The 221-nt window shown below is 69.2% G+C and carries 1 protein-coding gene; it reads left to right on the forward strand.

The genetic code is table 11. The annotated features are described in order from the left end of the window. Nucleotides 1–221, forward strand: a 221-nt coding sequence (locus H3H39_RS27565) for a hypothetical protein (RefSeq protein ID WP_182157717.1), incomplete at both ends; no start/stop codon positions are given.

Consider the following 221-nt stretch of genomic DNA (forward strand, 5'->3'; position numbering starts at 1 on the left):
CACTTTCACCCTCGACACCGCGACTGCGGCGCCTGTCGTCGCGCTGAGCAGCGACAGCGGCGCCAGCGGCAGCGACGGCATCACCAACGTCGGGACACTGGCCATCAGCGGCACCGAGGCCGGCGCCGCCATCAGCTACAGCACCGATGGCGGCACCACCTGGACTAACAGCTTCAACGCCGTCGAGGGCGACAACAGCGTCATCGTGCGCGCCACCGACG

The organism is Rugamonas apoptosis (assembly GCF_014042355.1).
In the GTDB taxonomy this organism is placed as follows: domain Bacteria; phylum Pseudomonadota; class Gammaproteobacteria; order Burkholderiales; family Burkholderiaceae_D; genus Rugamonas; species Rugamonas apoptosis.